Raw genomic sequence first — 13,410 nt, 5'->3', positions numbered from 1 at the left:
TGGCCGTAGTGAACGACCATCGGCCGTATCTGTCTCGATTTGCATCGTGGGGATATGAAATTTCACGTTCCTTGCACGTTACGCGTCAAGTTCGGCAAAGGCGTCAGCATAACGACACTGCCGCCCCAGGTGCCGCGACGGAAGGAGAAAGCGGTTGTTTTCTCCTTTTTGCCCATGTTGCAACCTCAGGTTTTTGTTATGTTGCTCCCGGGTCGATGCCGTAAGGACGGAACGGCAGCACGGCCGGTCATGACAAGGAGGGTCGAATGCTGAAAGAATTCCAGGAATTCATTTCCAAGGGCAATGTGATGGACTTGGCCGTCGGCGTCATCATCGGCGCGGCCTTCGGCAAGATCGTCGATTCCCTTGTCAACGACATCATCATGCCCATCGTCGGCGCGATCTTCGGCGGCCTGGACTTTAACAATTACTTCTTCGGATTGTCCTCGAACGTCCATTCGGCCTCGCTGGCCGAGGCCAAGAAAGAGGGTGCCGTCTTTGCCTATGGCAGCTTCATTACGGTGGTGCTGAATTTCGTCATCCTTGCCTTCATCATCTTCCTGATGGTCAAGGCCGTGAACAATCTGCGTAGGAAGCTTGAGCGCGAGAAGCCTGCTGCGCCAGCAGCACCGCCCCCCGCAGATGTCGCATTGCTCACTGAAATCCGCGATCTGCTCGCCAAGCGATAATTCGGCCAACGATTGCTGGACCAAAACCCCGGTCGTTCGCGGCCGGGGTTTTCTGTTCTCGCATCTGGTAAAGAGCGACAAAACTGAGAGGAAACGGATTTATCCATGAGCCTGATCGACAGCTTTCGCGCTGAAGCGCGTGCCGCACCGGAAAGCGGCATTGTCGCCGTCGTCAATTACGGCCGCCTTCGCGAGGGTCTGATTCCGCTCTGGGCCGGCGAGGGCGACCTGCCGACGCCCGCCTTCATCACCGATGCCGCCTCGAAGGCGCTGGCCGGTGGCGAGACGTTCTACACCTGGCAGCGGGGCATTCCCGATCTGAGGCAGGCGCTGTCACGCTACTACGCCAGGCATTTCGGCAAGACCTTCCCGGAGGAACAGTTCATCGTCACCGGGTCGGGCATGCATGCCATCCAGATGTCGCTGACCGCTCTTGCCGGTGCCGGCGACGAAGTGATCTATCTGTCGCCGGCCTGGCCGAATTTCGATGCCGCCGCGGCCCTGTCGGGAGCCGTTCCGGTAGCGGTCACGCTCGACCATTCCGGCAATGGCTGGTCCTGCGACGTCGAGAAGATCGCCGCGGCGATCACGCCGCGCACAAAGGCGCTGTTCATCAACACGCCGTCCAACCCGACCGGCTGGACCGCCGATCACGAGACCTTGCAGGCGATCCTCGATCTCGCGCGCGCCAGGAACGTCTGGATCATCGCGGACGAGATCTATTCGCGGTTCCACTATGGCCATGGGCGCGCGCCGTCCTTCCTCGACATCGCCACGGCGGAAGATCGCATCCTGTTCGTCAACTCCTTTTCCAAGAACTGGTCGATGACCGGCTGGCGTGTCGGCTGGATCAAGACGCATCCGTCCCTGCAGCAGGTGTTCGAGAACCTGATCCAGTATTCGAATTCTGGCGTCGCCCAGTTCATGCAGCGCGGCGCGATCGCAGCCCTTGACGAGGGCGATGGCTTCGTTGCCGAACAAGTGGAGCGGGCGAGGAAGGCGCGCGACCTGGTCTGCGGCATTCTTGGCGCCACCGGCCGCGCGAGGTTTACCGTGCCGCAAGGCGCCTTCTACCTGTTTTTCACCGTCGACGGCATCGTCGATTCCCGCACGGCCGCCTTCGACATCGTCGACAAGGCCAATGTCGGCCTGGCGCCGGGCACAGCCTTCGGTCCCGGCGGCGAAGCCTTCCTCAGGCTGTGCTTCCACCGCCGCCTCGACCAGGTCGAGGAAGCCGCACACCGGCTGGCAAAGTGGATGAAGACTGTTTGAGCCGCTAACGAATCCAAAAACTACTCCGGCGAGCCAGATGGCCGCCGGAGTAGAGTTTCAATCCGGCTTCAGCCGCCTGACTTGGGCACCAGCAGCGGAACGATCCGATCGCTTTTGGCGACAGTGGGCCGGCCGGCGGAGCCGTAGGGAATGCCCAGCGCATCCCAGGTCTCGACCAGTGCGTCCTGCAGTCCCGCGATCAGCGTGTCGGAATGGAACGGCGTCGGCGTGATGCGCAGCCGCTCGGTGCCGCGCGGCACGGTCGGGTAGTTGATCGGCTGGATGTAGATGCCGTGCACGCCAAGCAGGCGATCGCTGGCCATCTTGCAGAGTTCCGGATCGCCGACCAGCACCGGCACGATATGGGTTGGCGACTCCATCACCGGCAGGCCGGCCGCCGACAGGATCTGCTTGGTTCGGCTCGCCTGCTGCTGCTGCGCGTCGCGCTCGGCCTGCGAGCGCTTGAGATGGCGGATCGATGTCGTGGCCGCGGCGGCGATCGCCGGCGGCAATGCCGTGGTGAAGATGAAGCCCGGCGCATAGGAGCGCACCGCGTCGATGACAGCGCTGGTGCCGGTGATGTAGCCGCCCAGCGTCCCGAACGCCTTGGCGAGCGTGCCTTCGATGATGTCGATGCGGTCTGCCAGGCCCTCGCGCTCGGTGATGCCGCCGCCGCGCGGCCCGTACATGCCGACGGCATGGACCTCGTCGATATAGGTCATGGCGTTGTAGCGCTCGGCGAGTTCGACGATCTCTCTGATCGGCGCGATGTCGCCGTCCATCGAATAGACGCTTTCGAAGACGATCAGCTTGGCGCGCTCGCGCCCTGCCGCCTGCAGCAGGCTTTCCAGATGCGCGACGTCATTGTGGCGGAAAATCTTCTTCTCGGCGCCCGAGCGCCGCACGCCCTCGATCATCGAAGCGTGGTTCAGTTCATCCGAGATGATCAGGCAGTTCGGCAAAAGCCGCGCAATGGTCGAAATCGACGCTTCGTTGGAGACGAAGCCGGAGGTGAAGACCAGTGCCGCGTCCTTGCCGTGCAGGTCGGCAAGCTCATGCTCGAGCTCGACCAGCGGGTTGGAAGTGCCGGAAATGTTACGGGTGCCGCCGGCGCCCGAACCCATCTTGCCGGCCGCTTCCTGGAAGGCGGCGATGACATCGGGGTGCTGGCCCATGCCGAGATAGTCGTTGGAGCACCAGACGGTGATTTCCTCGGCACGGCCATTCGAACGCCATATGGCGCGCGGAAACTTGCCTGCGATACGCTCAAGGTCGGCGAAGACACGATAGCGACGCTCCGCGTGGAGCTGATCGATCGCTTCTTCGAAGAACCGCTGGTAGTTCATGTCGGCTTCCCAATTTTGCGCGGGATCATAATCATTGCCCTATTGGTCGTCCACCGGGCCGTTTTGGTCAAAATGCCACGCCCCGAACCTGTTCCTAACGACCACGGATCGTGGCCTATTCCCTTGATGTGGATCAACTTTGTTTCAGCACGATGCCACATTTGGTGAACGCCGGTTACCAAGGGTTCTAATGGCCATGCGGCAGGCTTTCCAGTAGAGCGGTGTTTGAGACAGTTTCCGATAAATCTTGAGATGCGAGGATGCGGATGACGGTTTTGGTGACAGGCGGTGCCGGCTATATCGGCAGCCACATGGTCTGGGAATTGCTGGATGCCGGCGAAAGCGTGGTCGTTCTCGACCGGCTTTCCACCGGTTTCGAATGGGCGGTGGCACCGGAGGCAAAGCTCGTCGTCGGCGATGTCGCCGACAAGGAATTGGTCGGATCGATCATCCGGGACAATCATGTCGACGCCATCATCCATTTCGCCGGCTCCATCGTGGTCCCGGAATCGGTCGCCGACCCGCTCGCCTATTACGAGAACAACACCTCGAAGACGCGCACGCTGATTGAAACCGCGGTGCGCGAAGGCGTGCCCCATTTCATCTTTTCCTCGACCGCTGCCGTGTATGGCGGCGCCGGGCTGGAGCCGGTGCGCGAGGATGCCCGCCTGTCGCCGGAATCGCCTTACGGCCTGTCCAAGCTGATGAGCGAATGGATGCTGCGCGACGCGGCGACAGCGCATCCCATACGCTACACCGCGCTGCGCTATTTCAACGTCGCCGGCGCCGATCCGAGGGGCCGCACCGGCCAGTCGACGCCCGGCGCCACCCATCTGATCAAGGTCGCCTGCGAGACTGCGCTCGGCAAGCGCCCGTTCATGCAGGTGTTCGGCACCGACTATCCGACGCCCGACGGTACCTGCATGCGTGATTACATCCATGTCAGCGACCTTGCGGCGGCGCATCGTCTGGCCCTGCAACGGCTGCGCGCCGGGGGACAAAGCCTCGTCGCCAATTGCGGCTACAGCCATGGCTATTCCGTGCTCGAGGTCATCGACAGCGTACGGCGTGCCTTCGGCCATGATTTCGAAGTCAAGATGGGCGACCGGCGTCCTGGCGATGCGGCAGCCGTGGTCGCCAATTCGGACCTCGCCCGGGCGGAACTCGGCTGGACGCCGCAACGCGACGACCTCGACCAGATCGTTGCCGACGCGCTCGCCTGGGAGCGCATCCTGACCAGCAAGAACTCCGTGCGCGGCTGAGCCAGGTTCCCCAAGGGCTCGCAAGGCAAGCGGCGACGCGCTATGGAAGGCATTCGCGGCAAGCGTGGAGGCGCTGCGCCGCGAACAGCTTTGGGGGGGATGGCATGAAGATAGTGGTGCTTGGAGCCGGCGTTGTCGGTACGGCGGCCGCCTATTATCTGGCTGCCGATGGCCACGAGGTCACCGTGGTCGAGCGCCATGCGGCGCCGGCGCGCGGCACCAGCCAGTCAAATGCCGGCCTGGTGTCGCCGGGCGATGCCACCGCCTGGGCCTCGCCGGCGGCGCTGAAGACCTTTTTGCGCGCGCTCTACAACCATGATCTCGGCATCAAGGTGCGGCTGCGCTTCGATCCCTATTTCCTCGCCTGGAGCCTGCGCTTCCTGCGCCAGTGCACGGTGGCGCGGCTGCGCGCCAACAGCCAGGTCAAACTGCGCCTGGCGCTCTATTCGCGCGACTGCATCAACGCAATCTCGGCCGACACCGGCATCCACTATGACGAGCGCAAGAAAGGCATCCTCTATTTCTTCCGCTCGCAGCACAGCCTCGACACCGGCACCGACAATTATCGCTATCTGGCCGAGCATGGCCTGCCGATCGAGATTGTCGGCCGCGACCGGCTGGTCGAGCTCGAACCGGGTCTTGCCGGGGTGAAGGAAAAGATCGCCGGCGGCGTCTATTCGCCGATCGACCAGACCGGCGATTCCAGGATCTTCGTCGACAATCTCGCTGCCTATGCGCGCGAAAAGCTTGGCGTCAAATTCCTGTTCGACACCACGGTCGAAGGCCTCGATATCGACGGCGACCGCGTGCGCGCGGTGATGACCTCGGCCGGGCCGGTTACAGGTGACGCCGTGGTCATTTCGATGGGGCCGGAAAGCGGCCTGCTCGGCCGCCGGTGTGGCATCGACCTGCCTGTCTATCCGGTGAAGGGCTATACAGCGACCATTCCGCTGGAAGACGAGAGCAAAGGGCCGACCATGGGTGGCGCCGACGAGGACCAGCTGATGGCCTATTCGCGCCTTGGCAATCGACTGCGGCTGGCTTCGACCGCCGAATTCACCGGCTTCGACCGCACCCACAAACCCAGCGATTTCGCCACCATGTTCCGGACCGGAAAGGATCTGTTCCCCGGCGCCTTCGACGAGACGAAAGCTGTACTGTGGGCCGGCCTGCGGCCGATGATGCCGAACTCCGTGCCGGTCATCGGCCAGGCGCGCTACAAGAACCTCTATCTCGACACCGGCCACGGCCATGTCGGCTGGACCATGGCCTGCGGCTCGGGCAAATTCCTGGCCGACCTCGTTGCCGGCCGCAAGCCGGAGATCGACCCGCAGGGATTGGTCTACGTCAACTGAGGGAGCACTAATCGTCGTGCTGGCATCGAGTCCATTGTCCCTGCACCCATTCAGCAAGCCATCCGCGCTCAAGCTGGCCAATCTGTGCCAGATTGTCCTGTCTTGCGGTCAAATGGCCGAAACCGACGACTTCGAAATCTCCGCAGTCCGCGGGGTGATCATGTTCGCCGCACGTCAGTTGCCACTCACCATCGGAATGATGAACGACCAGTGTTACCGGCCTCTCCGATCGAAAGACGTGCCCACACACAATTGCTCTGGTTTCCAACATTGAGACCGTCACCGCGCCAAGTTTGACAAGTTTTGACGACGATCTGGACGATGCATCTGACGGACAGATTCTACAAACCCTGAGTGAAAAAATGTCGGGACCGCAAGTCGCCATCGACCTTGGCCGCATCGAGCGCAACGCCCGCACCATCGTCGACCGCTGTGCGCTGTCTGATATCAAGGTGTTCGGTGTCACCAAGGGCACCTGCGGCATGCCGCAAGTGGCGCGCGCCATGCTGCGCGGCGGTGTCGCCGGCATCGCCGAATCGCGTTTCGAAAACATCCGCCGGTTGCGCGACAGCGGCATCAACGCGCCGATCATGCTGCTGCGCAGCCCGCCCATGGCGCGTGTCGAGGAGGTGGTGCGCACCGTCGACGTCAGCCTGCAGTCGGAACTCGCCACCATTCGCGAGATCTCGCGCATCGCCGAGCGCATGGGCCGCGTCCACGACATCATGCTGATGATCGACCTTGGCGATCTCCGTGAAGGCATCTGGCCGAGCGACCTGATTCCCACCGTCGAACGGATCCTCGAGTTCAAGGGCGTGCGGATCGCCGGGATCGGCACCAATCTCGGCTGCTTCGGCGCCATCATGCCGACACCGGAGAATCTTGGCCAACTCGTCGCTCATGCCTACAAGACCGAGCGCCTGTCGGGCAAAAGCCTCGATTGGATCTCAGGCGGGGCTTCGTCCTCGCTGACGTTGCTGCTCGAAGGCAAACTGCCGGCCGGTATCAACAATCTCAGGGTCGGCGAGGCGATCCTGCAAGGCGGCGTCGAAACCTTCCGCGATGTGCCGTGGCCGGAACTCGAACCAGATGCCTGCCGCCTGACCAGCGATATCATCGAGGTCAAGCTCAAGCCGTCGCGGCCGATCGGCGAGTCCGGTTACGACGCTTTCGGCAACCAGCCTGTTTTCCCGGACGAAGGCGACCGGCTGCGCGCCATCGCCAACATCGGCCGCGAAGACGTGCTGGTCGAAGGGCTAACTCCCATCGCAAAAGGGATACGAGTGCTCGGCGCCTCCAGCGACCACCTGCTGCTCGACGTGCAGGATGCAGATCCGCGGCCCACCGTCGGCGACCGCGTCGCCTTCCGCATGAGCTACGGCGCCATGCTGCTGGCGATGACCTCGGAATATGTCGAGAAGGCGCCGATGCATGACGTCGCCGATTTTTCCGACCGCAAGATGGTGTCGATCTCGGCCGAGCAGGAAGCCGCCGGCATCCTCGCTCGCGAGGGAACCGGCGCGCGGCTGGAGGCGATGAATTTCGACGTCGTCGAACTGGCGGACATCGAGCGGCCACCCTCCGGGCTGATCCGACTGAGTGTTGGCACCGACCGTCGCGTCGCTCACAAGGCGCTGACCGCGACGGCGCGCGCGACCCATTCTTTCGGCCTGATCTGGATCGATTCCATCGCCGCCCTGATGCCCGAGGATGAGGACGGCATTGACCTGCCGGAAGCGTCGGTGCTGGCGCGCACCCTTGGTCTCGACCATAAGGCCGGCGCGCTGCAGCCGCAGCTGTCGCCCGAAAATGTCGTCATCGTCGGTCTACGCCATGCCGACCCGGCCGAGGCGCGGGTGCTGAAAGATTCGCGTGTGTCGGCCTTCACCATGACCGACATCGACGCCATGGGCATGCGCGACCTGATGCACGAGGCGATCCGCATCGCCACCTCGGGCACCCAGGGCTTCCATGTCAGCTATTCCCCGACGGCCACCGAATTCGCCGGCTGGGCCGCCGGCTCCGGCGGGCTGACGGTGCGCGAGACTCATCAGGCAATGGAGGCGATCGCGCTCTCCGGCGGCCTGCTGTCGATGGATGTTTCTGGCCTGACCGCGAATCTGGAGCCTCGGATCGGCACCGACACGGTCAACTTCGTCATGTCTGCCTTCGGCAAGCGGATCCTGTGATCACCCCAGCGCTTTGACCGCCGCGCGCCATGCGCTGACGTATTCGGCCCAGACCGCGTCGGTTGGCGGCTCTATTCTTTCGCCCTTGCCGTGCGTCGTTACCTCCGCCGATGCCAGCAATGCCGCGCCAATGCTGGTGCCGGTGGCGGCCTCCGATGCGACGACGCTGCGGGCGGTCGCTGCCGCCAACATGCCGACAAACAGCCGGTTGCGGGCAAACGGCCCTTCGACAGTGGTCGGGCCGTCGGCGCCGATCAGATCGAGACAGGTCGCTGTCATCAGCGCCAGATAGAACGAGATGGCGGCAAAACGCCGGCCGATGTCGATGCCGTCGGCATTGAGCCACGTCGCGGCATGATGCGGGAACGGCCCTGACCCTTGCTGGGTGGACGGCAGCAGCAAGGTCTTGCCTGCCAAGACCGCCAGCACATCGCTGCCGCTGCAATCCTGCGGCTTGTCCGCAGTGAGCAGCGAAAACTCGCGGCCACCCATGAAACGGGCCGACGGCACGGGCTCACCTAGCGCACTGACATTGACCAGCGTATCGCGCGCCGCGTCGAGTGCAATCTCTCTGCCGCCGACGGCCATAGACACCACCCAGGTGCCGGTCGAGACGACCGAGAAGGGCGGCGCGTCGGACAGGAGATGCGGCAGCAGCGAGGCGTTGGAATCATGCAGGCCGCAGAACACAGGTGTTTGCGGATCAAGGCCGGTTCGTGCGGCCAGCCCAGGCAGGATCGGGCCAAGGCGATCCCTGGCCGGCCGCACCGGCGCCATCAGGTCGCGCCAATCCAAACGGTCGACCATCGTCGAAAACTCAGCACTCCACGGGTTCCACAGATCGGTGTGGCAGCCGAGCGACGTTACTTCGTTGGCGGTCACTCCTGTGAGCCGCAACGCCCAGTATTGCGGGTACATCAGCATCGCGGCAGCCCTGGCGAACTCGGCCGGAAAACGCTTCTGCTGCCAGAAGAACTGCGCGCCGAGATTGAGGCCGAGCGGCAGCCGTGGCGTGCCGGTTTCAGTGAAGGGCGGACGGATCGCGTCATAGTCGGCAGCCAGCCTGTCGGGGCCGTCGAATTCATAGTCGAGGACAGGCAAAACGAGTTCACCCGTGGCATCGACCAGCGCGCCTGTTGCGCCGTGGGTGGTGATCGAAATGGCGTCGATGCGCTGTTGGCGGTTGAGGCTGGCCAAGCTGTTGAGGATGAACGTCCACAGCGCCTCGACATCGTGATGCGGGTAGGGCGCGTGCCGCAGCGGCGCATTCGCCATGCGGCGTAGCGCCACCTCGCTCAGCGTAACGAGATCGACCAGCGCCACCTTGGCGTTGGTCTTGCCGATGTCGATGACGGCGATATGGCGCAGAGCACTCATGCCATATGGAACATTGTTTCCAGGGGCACGGCCACCGGCTCATTGTCCGGTTTCGTTTCCATGATGTCGGCCATATCTGCCCACCAGCGCTGCATCACCGGATGCTTCGGCAGGTCGGCCATGCCGTGGTCGTCGCGCCGCCACAGCACGCCGAAAAGGATGTTGGTTTCCTCGTCGAGATGGATGGAATAGTCGGATACGCCGGCCTGCTTCAGCAGCGCGACCAGCGATGGCCAGATCTCGTCGTGGCGTTTCTTGTACTCAGCCCTCATGCCCGGCTTGAGCTTCATCTTGAACGCATATTTCTCCGGCATCACCGCCCCCCGCGCAGGCGCCGCCAGACGATCGGCAGGGCGATGACGATGATCAGCAGCAGGCCGATGAAAATCGACATGACAATGCCGGGCACGTTGAGCAGGCCGAGCCCAAAGGTCACCAGCCCCATGATGAAGGCGGCGAGCACGACGCCGACAATACTGCCGGCGCCACCCAGAATGCTGACGCCGCCGAGCACCACCATGGTGATGACTTCGAGTTCATAACCCTGCGCGATCGACGGCCTTGTCGAGCCGAGCCGCGAGGTGATCAGCACCGAGGCGATGCCCGACATCAGCCCGGTCAGGCAAAACAGGATGAATTTGATACGGCCGACGCGCACGCCCGAAAACTGCGCAGCTATCGGGTTGTTGCCGATGGCAAAGACACGGCGGCCAAAACTCGTGCGATGCAGCAGGAACCAGTAGACGACGGCCGCGATGAGGAAGAGCACCAGTTCGAACGACACCACCCACCAGACATAGCCCTGGCCGAAGAAGGCGAAGCTTTCGGGATAGCCCTTGTAGGCCTGGTCGCCGAGAATGATGAAGGCGATACCGCGAAACAGGCTCATCGTGCCGATGGTGACGACGATGGAGGGCAGGCCGAGCCTGGTCACCAGCAGCCCGTTGAAGGCGCCGCAGCCGAGACCGACGACGATGCCGATCAGCACGAGGACCGGTGTTCCGGCGCCGGCCTGCACCGCCATGCCCATCATCGTCGAGGCCAGCGCGATGATGGCGGCGACCGAGAGGTCGATCTCGCCCGAAATGATCAGCAGCGCCATGGCGAAGGCGATCAGGCCCTTCTCGGTGAAGTTGAAGGTCAGGTCCGACAGCGAATAGGGGTCGAGGAAATAGGGTGAAGCAAAGCTGTTGATGGCGAAGATGGCGACGGCCACCACGACCAGCAGCGCCTCCCAGGAAAAGATCGCCGAGCGGAACGGTTTGTCGAGCCGGTCGGGAATGTGGCGCGGGGCAGGGACGTCGGTCATGCCGCCTCCACTTTTCGCAGGATGATACGGCCCTGCTGGCGTTCGCCGCGCGCATTGAGCACGACGGCCAGGATGATGGCGCTGCCCGAAATCGCCATCTGCCAGAAGGGCGAGATGTTGATCACCGGCAGTGCGTTGGAAATGATGCCGAGGAACAGGGCGCCGAGCACCGCGCCGCCGACCGAGCCGATTCCGCCCGCGATCGAAATGCCGCCGATGACGCAGGCGGCGATGATGTTGAGCTCATAGCCGTTGGCGACCTCGACCGACGCGATCACGTAGCGCGAGATCCAGAGATAACCGGCAAGCCCGCCGATCATGCCGGAGATGCAGAAGACGATGAATTTGGTCCGGCCGACATCGATGCCGGTATAGACCGAGGCCGTCGGATTGACGCCGATGGCATAGATCGAGCGGCCGAGCGCCGTGCGCGTCATCAGCACGAAGAACGACGCGATGACCAGGATCGCGATCCACGACAACACCGGAATGCCAAGGAAGGCCGCGCGCTGGAAGCCGATGAATTCAGGGCTCATCTTGTCGGCATTGACCCAGGCCCCGCCTGACAGAACGAAAGTGGCGCCGCGATAGATGGTCAGCGTGCCCAAAGTGACCACGATCGATGGAATGTTCAGCCGCCACACCAGGAGGCCATTGATGGCGCCCAGCACCAGGCCGACGGCGAGCGCGATGACGATTAGCAGCGGGATCGGGATCGCCGGATGCGCTGCGTTCAGCATCGCCACCACCATGCCGGTGAAGCAGAGATTGGACGCCATCGACAGGTCGATCGACCGCGTCAGGATGACCACCATCTGGCCAAGCGCCAGGATCATCAGGATCGAGGTGTCGTTGAACACCTGGCGCAGATTGCCCGGGTCGGCGAAGGCCGGGAAACGGGTCGAGATCAGCCCGATCAAAACGATGATCGCCGCAGCCAGCCAGATTTCGCGATACTTCAGAAGAGCCTTCATGCCGCGATCCCCGCTGCCGTGCGGACCAGCGTCTCGGCGTCCAGTCCCGTATTGTCATAGACGGCCGCGACAAGGCCTTCGCGCATGACGACGACGCGGTCGGACATGCCGAGAATCTCCGGCAGTTCCGACGACACCATGATCACCGACAGGCCTTGAGCTACGAGTTCGGCCATGAAGCCGTGCACGGCGGCCTTGGAGCCGATATCGATGCCCTTGGTCGGTTCGTCCAGGATGATCACCTTGGGTGCGGTTGCCAGCCATTTGGCGATGACGATCTTCTGCTGGTTGCCGCCCGACAGTGTGCCGACATCCTGGCTGAGCGAGGACGCCCTGAGGTCCAACCGCTCGGTGTAGGAGCGGGCAAGTGCAAACTCCTCCGACAGTCGCAGCAGGCCTGACTTGGACGTGCGCTTGAGCGAAGGCAGCGAGACATTCTGGAAGATCGGCAGACCGATCACCACGCCTTGCTTGCCGCGCTCTTCCGGCACGTAGACGATACCGGCCTCGATCGAATCCGCCGCCGATTTGGGCGCGATCATCTTGCCGTCTAGCGTGATGGTGCCGACTGACGTACGGGTGATGCCTGAGATCGCCTGCATCACCTCGCTGCGCCCGGCACCGACAAGGCCATAGAAGCCGAGGATTTCGCCCTTATGCAGTTCGAAGCCTATGTCGTTGAATTCGGTCGGGTGCGACAGGCCGGAGACGGACAGCACCGGGGCGCCGATCTCGGCCTTGCGCTGCGGGAAGATGTGGTCGACGGAGCGGCCGACCATCATGCGCACGATCTGGCTCTGGCTGGCGTCCTTGATCAGGCCTTCGCCGACCATCTCGCCGTCGCGGAACACGGTGTAGCGGTCGGCGATGCGGTAGATCTCGTCGAACTTGTGGCTGATGAACAGGATCGCCTTGCCTTCGCTCTTGAGGAACTCAATGAGCAAAAAGAGCTCCTCGATCTCCTTCATCGAAAGGGCTGCCGTCGGCTCGTCCATGATGACGATCTGCGCGTCGATCGACATGGCCCGCGCCACCGCGACCAGGTGCTTGTTGGCGATGCCGAGGTCCTTCAGTCGTGCGTCGGCGTCGATATGGCCGGCATGCATGGTGTCCAGCACTTCACGTGCATTTTTGCGCATCGTGCGCCAGTCGATGGTGCCGAAACGCGAGCGCGGCGCATGGCCGAGAAAGATGTTTTCGGCGACGCTCAAATCGTCGAACAGCACGGTTTCCTGATGGATGGCAGTGACGCCATGGCCGAAGGCGGCATGCGCGCTGGGCAGTGTCACGGCCTGGCCGTCAATGCTGATCGTGCCGGCGTCGGGCTGGTAGATGCCGGTCATGATCTTGACCAGCGTCGACTTGCCGGCGCCGTTTTCGCCGATCAACGCCGTCACTTCGCCGGGATAGAGCGACAGGCTGACATTGTGCAGCGCCCGCACGCCGGGAAAGCTCTTGGAGACGCCGGACAGCGTCAGGCGTGGTGTGGAGGCCAGAGGCCTCTCCTCCTTTGCCGTGCCGTGCTGGGCTGTCGTGTCCATATCCGTATCAAGCCCTGAAACTAAGGTCCGTTTAAAGCCGCGGCGGGACGTGAGCCCCGCCGCGACAGCGTGAAGTGGCTTCAGATCAATAGCTGT

11 protein-coding genes are annotated in these 13,410 nt (G+C 63.1%); 5 read left to right on the top strand and 6 right to left on the bottom strand.

Annotated elements, in window-relative coordinates; translation table 11 throughout:
• Positions 1-266 precede the first annotated feature (266 nt).
• Both mscL and AC1DX0_RS09035 read left to right on the top strand, forming a co-directional pair.
• Complete coding sequence (gene mscL / locus AC1DX0_RS09040; RefSeq protein WP_477224245.1) at positions 267-689, top strand: large conductance mechanosensitive channel protein MscL; 423 nt, start codon at positions 267-269, stop codon at positions 687-689.
• Positions 690-794: 105 nt separating this feature from the next.
• Positions 795-1,961: a pyridoxal phosphate-dependent aminotransferase gene (locus AC1DX0_RS09035; RefSeq protein WP_477224244.1), complete on the top strand. Its 1,167-nt coding sequence runs from the start codon at positions 795-797 to the stop codon at positions 1,959-1,961.
• 68 nt (positions 1,962-2,029) lie between these two features.
• Here AC1DX0_RS09035 and hemA read toward each other — a convergent pair whose 3' ends face one another.
• Entirely contained in the window at positions 2,030-3,307 is a 1,278-nt protein-coding gene (gene hemA, locus AC1DX0_RS09030) for a 5-aminolevulinate synthase (protein ID WP_477224243.1), read from the bottom strand.
• 266 nt (positions 3,308-3,573) lie between these two features.
• Here hemA and galE point away from each other — a divergent pair, with 266 nt between their 5' ends.
• The 3 genes from galE (at position 3,574) to AC1DX0_RS09015 (ending at position 8,113) form a co-directional block, all read left to right on the top strand.
• A complete protein-coding gene (gene galE / locus AC1DX0_RS09025; RefSeq protein ID WP_477224242.1) occupies positions 3,574-4,569 on the top strand; it encodes a UDP-glucose 4-epimerase GalE in 996 nt (331 codons plus the stop codon).
• Positions 4,570-4,673: 104 nt separating this feature from the next.
• Complete coding sequence (locus AC1DX0_RS09020) at positions 4,674-5,924, top strand: D-amino acid dehydrogenase (RefSeq protein WP_477224241.1); 1,251 nt, start codon at positions 4,674-4,676, stop codon at positions 5,922-5,924.
• A gap of 362 nt (positions 5,925-6,286) precedes the next feature.
• Positions 6,287-8,113: an alanine racemase gene (locus tag AC1DX0_RS09015; RefSeq protein ID WP_477224240.1), complete on the top strand. Its 1,827-nt coding sequence runs from the start codon at positions 6,287-6,289 to the stop codon at positions 8,111-8,113.
• Here AC1DX0_RS09015 and AC1DX0_RS09010 read toward each other — a convergent pair whose 3' ends face one another.
• Genes AC1DX0_RS09010 through AC1DX0_RS08990 form a run of 5 tightly spaced genes read right to left on the bottom strand, consistent with a single transcriptional unit; the run spans position 8,114 to position 13,314 of the window.
• Positions 8,114-9,490 (bottom strand): FGGY-family carbohydrate kinase, encoded by a 1,377-nt coding sequence (locus AC1DX0_RS09010; protein ID WP_477224239.1) that lies wholly within the window; start codon positions 9,488-9,490, stop codon positions 8,114-8,116.
• Complete coding sequence (rhaM, locus tag AC1DX0_RS09005; RefSeq protein ID WP_477224238.1) at positions 9,487-9,804, bottom strand: L-rhamnose mutarotase; 318 nt, start codon at positions 9,802-9,804, stop codon at positions 9,487-9,489. The genes AC1DX0_RS09010 and rhaM overlap by 4 nt, the downstream gene beginning before the upstream one ends.
• Complete coding sequence (locus tag AC1DX0_RS09000; protein ID WP_477224237.1) at positions 9,804-10,799, bottom strand: ABC transporter permease; 996 nt, start codon at positions 10,797-10,799, stop codon at positions 9,804-9,806. The genes rhaM and AC1DX0_RS09000 overlap by 1 nt, the downstream gene beginning before the upstream one ends.
• Complete coding sequence (locus AC1DX0_RS08995; protein ID WP_477224236.1) at positions 10,796-11,773, bottom strand: ABC transporter permease; 978 nt, start codon at positions 11,771-11,773, stop codon at positions 10,796-10,798. Before AC1DX0_RS08995 ends, AC1DX0_RS09000 begins: the two co-directional genes overlap by 4 nt.
• On the bottom strand, positions 11,770-13,314 hold the full coding sequence (locus tag AC1DX0_RS08990; protein ID WP_477224235.1) for a sugar ABC transporter ATP-binding protein: 1,545 nt from the start codon (positions 13,312-13,314) through the stop codon (positions 11,770-11,772). The genes AC1DX0_RS08995 and AC1DX0_RS08990 overlap by 4 nt, the downstream gene beginning before the upstream one ends.
• Positions 13,315-13,410 lie beyond the last annotated feature (96 nt).

Source organism: Mesorhizobium sp. P3_A9 (assembly GCF_056402975.1).
This window is presented reverse-complemented; position numbering and strand designations above follow the sequence as displayed.